6 protein-coding genes and 1 tRNA gene are annotated in these 8,175 nt (G+C 54.3%); 4 read left to right on the forward strand and 3 right to left on the reverse strand.

Annotated features, from left to right (window positions below):
- Both AACZ40_RS26790 and AACZ40_RS26795 read right to left on the reverse strand, forming a co-directional pair.
- On the reverse strand, positions 1–752 hold a 752-nt coding region (locus AACZ40_RS26790; protein ID WP_339676618.1), incomplete at its 3' end, for a sulfatase-like hydrolase/transferase.
- Positions 749–2,128: a sulfatase gene (locus tag AACZ40_RS26795; RefSeq protein ID WP_291170109.1), complete on the reverse strand. Its 1,380-nt coding sequence runs from the start codon at positions 2,126–2,128 to the stop codon at positions 749–751. The genes AACZ40_RS26795 and AACZ40_RS26790, both read right to left, overlap by 4 nt.
- A gap of 560 nt (positions 2,129–2,688) precedes the next feature.
- Here AACZ40_RS26795 and AACZ40_RS26800 point away from each other — a divergent pair.
- Positions 2,689–2,835, forward strand: a complete 147-nt coding sequence (locus AACZ40_RS26800; protein ID WP_291170111.1) for a hypothetical protein — start codon at positions 2,689–2,691, stop codon at positions 2,833–2,835.
- 159 nt (positions 2,836–2,994) lie between these two features.
- Complete coding sequence (locus AACZ40_RS26805) at positions 2,995–3,765, forward strand: tetratricopeptide repeat protein (protein WP_291170113.1); 771 nt, start codon at positions 2,995–2,997, stop codon at positions 3,763–3,765.
- Between the two features lie 92 nt (positions 3,766–3,857).
- On the opposite strand, the gene AACZ40_RS26810 is transcribed toward AACZ40_RS26805, so the two are convergent.
- A tRNA-Leu gene (locus tag AACZ40_RS26810) sits at positions 3,858–3,942 on the reverse strand.
- 274 nt (positions 3,943–4,216) lie between these two features.
- Here AACZ40_RS26810 and AACZ40_RS26815 point away from each other — a divergent pair.
- Both AACZ40_RS26815 and AACZ40_RS26820 read left to right on the forward strand, forming a co-directional pair.
- On the forward strand, positions 4,217–7,402 hold the full coding sequence (locus AACZ40_RS26815) for a YCF48-related protein (RefSeq protein WP_291170115.1): 3,186 nt from the start codon (positions 4,217–4,219) through the stop codon (positions 7,400–7,402).
- 143 nt (positions 7,403–7,545) lie between these two features.
- Positions 7,546–8,175, forward strand: a 630-nt coding sequence (locus AACZ40_RS26820) for a hypothetical protein (protein ID WP_339676624.1), incomplete at its 3' end; no start/stop codon positions are given.

Consider the following 8,175-nt stretch of genomic DNA (forward strand, 5'->3'; position numbering starts at 1 on the left):
GCTTTGCGGGCCTGCTTGCCTTTGGGCTGTTTGTTGGCAGCCTGTGTACGTGGTGCGTCTCCAATGGTATCGGGTGTCGGCACAAACGGATTATGAACCAGCGTCGTCGGATAATAGACAAAGAACGGCTCATCTTTGTGCCTTTTGATGAAGTCACACAGGAAGTCCGACATGATGTCCGGGCCGTATTTGTCCGCATTGTCTTTGATCGTGAGGAACCTGCCGTTCTGCTCCAGTGGCGGACTCCAGAAACGCTCGCCGCCCCCTTCTTTAATTTTGGTTTTCGTCGTCACCTGCCAGAGACAAAATTCATCGAAGCCCGCCTGGAACGGCCGCGTATTGTCGGCGTGCCCTTCCGCACCGTGATACAGTCCGTTCAACTGCCACTTACCGGCGATGGCGGTTTTGTAACCCGCGGACTGCAGCATCTGGCCGAACGTTTTCTCTTTGGGATTCAGATAACCGAAATGGGTGTAGTTGCGAAAATTGTATTTGCCCGTCATCAGCTTGACGCGGGACGGCGTGCAGAGGGGCGTGGAATAACAGTTCGTAAACCGCATTCCCTGCTGCGCCAGCCTGTCGATGTGCGGCGTTTGATAATCGTCCGCACCGTAACTGCCGAAACATTCCCAGCTGACATCATCGGCCATGATCAGGATGATGTTCGGCTTGCGGCTTTCTTGTGCGGCGGCTGCGTTGGCAAAGAAGCCTGCTGTGAATAGCAATAATAAACTGAAAACGAGTTGCTTCATTTGTTTTTCCGTTTCTTTTTCTTCCCACCATTTTTTGTGTGCTGGTCGGCTTCGAGTTCGGTCTGCTGGCCTTTGTCGCCGCAGTGTTTCATCCAGGCGTCCAGCTCTGCTTTGAGTTTGGCCTGCACGGCCGCGTACTCCGGTTTGCCGGCCAGGTTATGCCACTCGAACGGGTCTTTGTGGATGTCGTAAAGTTCAATTGCGGGGCGTTTTCTGTAGCGGCGCACTTTATCGGCAGCGTCGGCATCGGCGGCGGCTTTCGCTTCCCAGCTTTTGAACTCGGGCGATTTCATGGCGACGTTGCGAAATTCGATGTCCGGTGTGAAGTTCCAGATGTACTTGAAGTCTTTCGTACGCACGGAACGAATGCCAAACGTGGAGGAGCCATTGATGATGCCCCGCGTGGTCATTTCGCCGAACACATGGTCTTTATGCTCCTGTTTACCTGCGAACACCGGCAGCAGACTTTTCCCATCCAGCACCGGTGCAGGCGTGCCTCCCGCGGCTTCCACATACGTGGGGACCAGATCGACGTATTCAATCATGGCGTGGTTGACAGTGCCGGGTTGAATTTTGCCGGGCCAGCGGGCAATCATCGCGGATTGCAGGCCGGAATCGTAACAGGTCCACTTGGCAAACGGCATGCTGCTGCCCTGTTCGCTGACGACGATGACCAGTGTGTTGTCGCGAAACCCATGTTTGTCGAGTTGATTAAGGATGCCGCCCACTTCGTCATCGAACACGGTGATTTCCGCCAGATAGCGGGTCATGGCTTCGCGTGTTTCCGGGGTATCGACGAAGTACGGGGGCAGCTTCAACTGGCTGGCATCGTAGCGGCTTGGATCTCCCTGATCCCAGGGTGAGTGTGGTTCACGGGAGCAGAAGAAGATGCAGAATGGATCGTCGCGTCCCTGGCATTCCCGGAAAAAATGATCGGCTGCAGCCACCAGTCCCTCACCTTCCGGTTTCTCAAAGGGGAAGACGGCTTTCGGACCGACATGGCTTTTACCGCTGAGGGCCACGCGATAGCCGAGCGGTTTCAGGTAGTGCACAATGCTTTTCGTTCCGCGATTGGCCTGCGTGTGATTGGGATAGGCTCCGGTTTTCACCGGATACTGGCCGGTATAAATATTGTGCCGGGTAGGGGAGCACATGGGAGCTGCCTGAAAGCAGCGGGTGAACCGCATGCCTTCGGTTGCCAGCCGATCGATGTGCGGTGTATGTGCTTGGCCGCCGTAACAGCCGATATCGCGAAACGTACAATCGTCGGCGATGATGAAGACAAAGTTAGGCTGCTTCGCTTCTGCCTGTCGGGTCACTGCCAGACAGAGCATGGTTACAAACGCAAAGAAGGGAATCCAGCATCGACTGCGCATGATATCACTTTCCTGATGAGCGCCTCAGAGGACAGAATCGTTGATATCATGCTACCCGGTGAAGTTGTCTCTGCACAGCTATTTTCGGGGAATTCAGGTGGGGAACAAACAGGAAAAAGCGATGTAGAAAAATCAAACCAGACGAAAAGATCTGACTCACCTGGAGATCGCTGATTATGATGGCTACAGGATCGACTATAAGAGTCTGGACGGTATTATCAATCAGCTTCAGCAGATCAAAGTTCCGGACCGATCAAACTAATATCTCTGAATGCCGGAGTTTAGATCAGATTCATTGTTTTTATCCAGTACTCAATTTTCATCTCTCGGGTTGCGTTCTCTTTTTCTATAATGTGCGTCGGGTGAGATGTCTGGTTTTCGGGCAGTGTCGGACGAGCCGACGAAGGGCATCCGTTGGTTTAGTGAGTAGAGCGAGGTGGACCTTTGATGTTTCTTATTCGAGTATGTAATCTCATGATGTTGTACATTCGCATGTCAATTCCATTGATCCGATTTTCTGCAGGGGCGCGGGCGCGTCAAGGGGGGATGAATAAAATCGGGTGGCGATACGGGTTGATGTGGGCGGTTATGGGGGCGACGCCGGGGTGGGCCGGGGCGATGCCGGGGCGTTGTGTGTCGATACGCACGACATGTTTGAGCAGGCTTTTGAAAAATCGTGCGGAAACGAGCGGGTTTCATACTGCTGATTTCTGCCGTGGTTCGACTTTTTTAAGTGAAGAAATACTGGACCACGCGCGCGACTCAGTTTAGTGCTTATTTTGTTTCGCGGCGAGGCGGAGTCAAGTCGAATATTTTCAGTGGGAATAGCAGACAGGCGATGAAAAAAGATGAGAGAGGGAACTGAAATGAATTATGAACGCGGGGTACTCTCGTTAGTTGTTTGTGGTTTGATTTTGATTAGTGGTTGTCAGGATAATCAAGGCGTCAATCCACAACCTGAATCAGAAGCCAATTCGGTTCAGTCCGAGCAGTTAAAAAAAGAGATGCGACAGGAGTTTGAACGGTGTCTTAATGCTGCTGAGTCTGGGGATGCCATGGAACAAAGCAATTTAGGGGTCTTGTATGCCAATGGTGTGGGGGTCGAGCAAGATCCATTCAAAGCCATGGAGTGGTATCAAAAAGCTGCAAAGCAAGGGAATCGCGTCGGACAATATCATATAGGAACTATGTATCTTAATGGGGAAGGTGTTAAGCAGGACCACAACCAGGCGATAGAGTGGTTTCGTAAATCTGCTGAGCAAGGATTTGACGCTGCACAATTTAATATAGGAGCAATGTATCGTGACGGAGAAGGTGTAAAGCAGGATTACAGGCAAGCGCTGGAGTGGTTTCGAAAGGCTGCAGAACAGCAGAATGCCGATGCACAATACAATCTAGGATTCATGTATTATAAAGGAGAGGGTGTTAAGCAAGACTTAAAGCAATCGCTGGAGTGGTTTCTCAAATCTGCTGAACAGGGAGAAACCGATGCACAATATAATCTGGGAATCATGTATGCTAATGGAAAAGGCGTTAAGCAGGACTACAACCAAGCGGTGGCGTGGTTTCGCAAAGCTGCCAGTCAGGGACATGAATTAGCCAAAGAAACTTTATCGGAATTGGGAGAGTCTCCTTAATGAGAGGAATTTCAGGTGGATGGACAGGCTGAGTCAGTCGGCACGAAAAAAGGACTTAGAGCTGAATTGCCCTAAGTCCTTATGTTTCAAAGTGCCCAAGAGAGGACTCGAACCTCCACGGGGATTACCCCCACTAGCCCCTCAAGCTAGCGCGTCTGCCAATTCCGCCACTTGGGCTCATTTGTGACTCAAATCAGATGACCTGTACGGATGACTGAAAATGGTCTCAATGAAGAGGATTTCCCAGTATAACAATCCGGGGAGGGCCATCAAGGGAAGTGGATGGCAATCTGGGGATGAAATGACCGGGATTTCAGGAAAATGCTCCTGCAATGCGTTTAAACTTCCCCTCCCGTAAAATCTGCATTTTTTGTAAACTAAACAGACCTGATTTCAAGAGCAACGGAGGCCTGCTGCTCTGTGACGCGTTTTATTCGAACAAGGATGTCCGATGCTGTTTCTAACCCGAAAGAACGAAAAACTCCCCGTGCGCTGTCTGCTGTGGGGATTGCTCTTCCTGTTCGGCTGCTGTTTGAATCTGCCGTCCCTGTCTGCTGACACGCCTTCCCCGTCTGCAGGTTCGCCTCTGCTGGACGATGCGAATCTGCATGCCGTCCAGTTTCTGGGCAAGAATACCGGCTGGGCCGTGGGGGACCGGGGCGTGATTCGCAAGACCGAAGATGGGGGCCGCACCTGGAAGTTCGTGGCGAGTCCCGTGGATTGTCCGTTGAAGAGCATCTGCTTCCTGACAAACCAGATTGGCTGGATCGCAGGTGGAGGCACCGCGGCTTACGGGCATCTGAACCAGGGCGTGCTGCTATTCACAAAAGATGGAGGCCAGACCTGGCAGGAACTGGTGCAGAAACGTTTGCCGCGCCTGCATTACGTGCGTTTTTTCGGAATGGATGAAGGCGTGGTGATCGGCGACAGTTCGGTGCAGCATGCGACAGGTGTTTTCAAAACCACAGACGGCGGCCAGACCTGGCAGGATGTGACCGGGTACGAGTCCGCCGGTTATCGGAGTGCCGCGTTTTTTGATGTCGATACGGGACTGGTGGCCGGTTCGCAGGGACGGATGACGCTCGTCGGTGGCGGAACGGTTCTGCCTCCGCGATTTCCGCCCCAGGGATTACGCGGGCTGCAGGATGTCCAGGTTCCCATGACGGGGGCTGGCTGGATGGTCGGCGATGGCGCTCTGTTGAGAAAGACGGAGAACCGGGGGATCGTATGGGAGATGCCGGAAACGGCGCTGCCCGATCAGCTCAAAGACTTTGTTGATTTCAAAACGGTCGAAGTTCGCGGCGAACGGATCTGGGTGGCCGGTGATCCGGGATCGGTGATCTGGCATTCAGACGATCGGGGTAGAACCTGGCGGCAGCAGTGGACCGGTGAGAGTGCGCCGCTGGCTTCGATTGATTTTGTGGACGATCAGAACGGTTACGCCGTCGGTGCGCTGGGAACGATTCTTTCGACAGACGATGGCGGGCGGACTTGGCGCTCGAATCATGCGGATCCCCGTCGCGTGGCGTTCATGTGTGTGCACGCTCAGACGCAACAGGTTTCGTTTGATCTGTTGAGTAAATATGCCGGCGATCAGGGTTATCGCAGTCTGGTGGTGTTGCCGATTCGTCGGGACATGGGTTCGGAAGGACAACAGAATGCAGACCTGGATTTGCGACTGAATGAAGCAGTGACCAGTGTGGGTGGCGCAGTGGGAAGTATGGACTGGCGTTTTCCGGTGCAGATTCCCGAACTGGAACAGAACGCGGATCGCCTGATTGAGGAATGGAATCGGCACACGGAAGGTCGGTTGGCATCGGTCACGTTGAGTCGCTTTGTCGCTCAGTTGCGAACGTGGCGACCGGAAGTCGTGATTCTGGATCAGCCGGTGGGAAAGGATGCGGCTTCGACGTTGATGAAAGATGCGATGCTGCAGGCCGTGCGTTATGCCGCCGATCCCACACGCTATATTGAGCATCGAGAACAGGCGGGGCTGGGCCCGTGGAAAGTCAGGAAAGTCTATCTGCGACTGCCTGAGGGGAGTTCGGGAAACGTGTCTGTAGACGCGGACGAATATCTGCCACGACTGGGAACGACGGCTTCGACGGTCTCGGCGACCGGAAAACAGATTCTCGGAAAAGAACTGAGTTCCGATGCCGCCCGCAGTGTGTATCGACTGATTGACGTAAATGAGGGCGAGCAGGCGGCGATCAGCGGGGGAAGCCTGTTTGCCGGCATTGGTCTGGCGCCGGGTTCGGATGCCCGCCGGATGCTGAATGAAATCAATGCTGACGACGAAGAACGCAATCGCAAGCTGGCAGAGCGCCAGCGGAATATCAGGGCGATGGCAGCGAAGCTGATTGATGATCCGTTGTTTTCTGCGCAGCTGATGTCGCATTTGAAAACGATTACGCAGGGGCTTTCGCGTCGACAGGCGGCGTTGCAGTTGGAGCAACTGGCGCAGCAGTATGTGGCCAGTTATGACCTGGTGAAAGCAGAAGCCACCTACCAGGAACTGGTGGAACAGTTCCCGCGCGAGCCGGAAGCGGTGCGGGGGATGCTGTGGCTGTTCCAGCTCTGGTCGAGTGAAGAAATCGCATGGCAGCGCAATCGTGGTGTGCCTGTGGAGCGAACGCGATCGACGAGTAATCCCGCGCAGGCAGCAAGTGCGGTACAGAATGCAGCCCGGTTTTCAGAACAGCTGCCTTCCCCGTCTCTGGAGACGGTGAGACAGGTGGGCCAGATCAATACGGGGGCTCCCGAGAACGGGAGTACGCAGACATCGGAGAGCTGGAAGAAGCAGGCGCTGTCTGCGGTCCGCTGGTTCCAGAAGTTTGCACCGGCGTTTTATGAAACACCCGAAGTACAGATTCCGCTGGCATCGCTGTATCGGCTGATCGGTTCGCACGGCAAAGCGGACGACATCTTTCATAACTTCCATAAGCCGGAAGCGAATGAATCGTGGCGAAACATCGCGAAAGCAGAAAACTGGTTGCTGCATCCGGCGAGTACGCCGCCACGCCCCGTGTATCTGTGTCGCTTTACAAAAACACGACCGGTGCTGGATGGGCTGTTGTCAGACGAATGCTGGCAGGCTGCGAATGAATTGACGCTGTCTGAGAAGCCGGCCGCCGGGATGGAAAATAAAGCGGATGCCGGCGTCGATCCGTTGGACCGGGCTTTTGTGCTGCTGTCTTATGACAACGAAAATCTTTATATCGCGGCCAGTATTCCGATTAAGGAGGGCCTGGAATATCCGGCGGCTCCTGATAGTGGGCGCGGGTATGATGCGGATCTCAAACTGCAGGATCGACTGTCGCTGGCATTCGATATCGACCGGGATTACACCACGTTTTACCAGCTGGAAATTGATCATCGGGGCTGGACGAGTGATCGCTGCTGGATTGATCGCAGCTGGAATCCACGCTGGTATGTGGCCCGGGAAAAGGATCAGCAGACCTGGCGGACGGAGATCGCGATTCCCCTGTCTGAACTGGCGCCTGCGACTCGTTTGAAACGCAGCACGTGGGGGCTTTCGGTCATACGGATTCTGCCTGCGATGGGCCTGGAGGGTTGGAATCATCCGCTGACGGTGGAGCCACGACCCGATACGTTCGGTCTGATTCGTTTTGAATAGACGAAGTCTGGCCGGGAATCAAAGTGGATTTCGGTTTTGGCGGGTGGTCAACGTTTCGTTGCTGAGAGGAATGTTTTATCATGGCTCGAAGGTAATTCCGCGGAGACGTGAGCTCTGCAACGCGTTCCTTAAGCAGACAGTGATTGACAATGGGATTGATTATCGGCATGGATGAAGCTGGCTACGGTCCCAACCTGGGGCCGCTGGTGATCACTGCCAGTTTGTGGAAATTACCCGATGATCCGCGGCAGTTTGATTTCTGGTCGGCATTAGAATCGGTGATTTCACAAACCAGGCCTCGCAAGAACTCGAAGCATCTGCACGTGGCCGATTCCAAACAGGTACACTCCGCGAGTGCGGGCCTGGCGCCGCTGGAACGTTCGACGCTGCCGTTTCTGCAACTGCACAATCGGACGGAGCGACTGGCTTCGCTGGGAGAGTTATGGCGGTTACTGATTGCGTCTCCCGCCCATCTGGATGAAATACAGGGAGAACCGTGGAGTGGAGAGCGTCGGTTTGAACTGCCAGCCGTGGTCGACGTTGAGACGGTTGAGGAGTCTCAAGACTGTCTGCAGCAGGCGCTGGACTCAGCGGGCATTGAGCTGCGGGGGATCTGCTCGGAGATTGTATTACCCGCACGGTTCAATGCGTTGTGCCGCGAGTATGGCAGTAAAGGAGTGATGCTGACGCGACTGTGTATGAATCTGCTGACGCGGGTCTGGGATCGGGAGACATCTGAACCGACGTTGATTATCGGCGATAAACATGGCGGG

The organism is uncultured Gimesia sp. (assembly GCF_963972345.1).
In the GTDB taxonomy this organism is placed as follows: Bacteria; Planctomycetota; Planctomycetia; order Planctomycetales; family Planctomycetaceae; genus Gimesia.

What these genes read in the sequence shown, in the direction of transcription:
- AACZ40_RS26815 (WP_291170115.1), top strand. Translation starts at nt 4,217, where the DNA reads ATGCTGTTTCTAACCCGAAAGAACGAAAAACTCCCCGTGCGCTGTCTG.
- AACZ40_RS26805 (WP_291170113.1), top strand. Translation starts at nt 2,995, where the DNA reads ATGAATTATGAACGCGGGGTACTCTCGTTAGTTGTTTGTGGTTTGATT.
- AACZ40_RS26795 (WP_291170109.1), bottom strand. Translation starts at nt 2,128, where the DNA reads ATGCGCAGTCGATGCTGGATTCCCTTCTTTGCGTTTGTAACCATGCTC.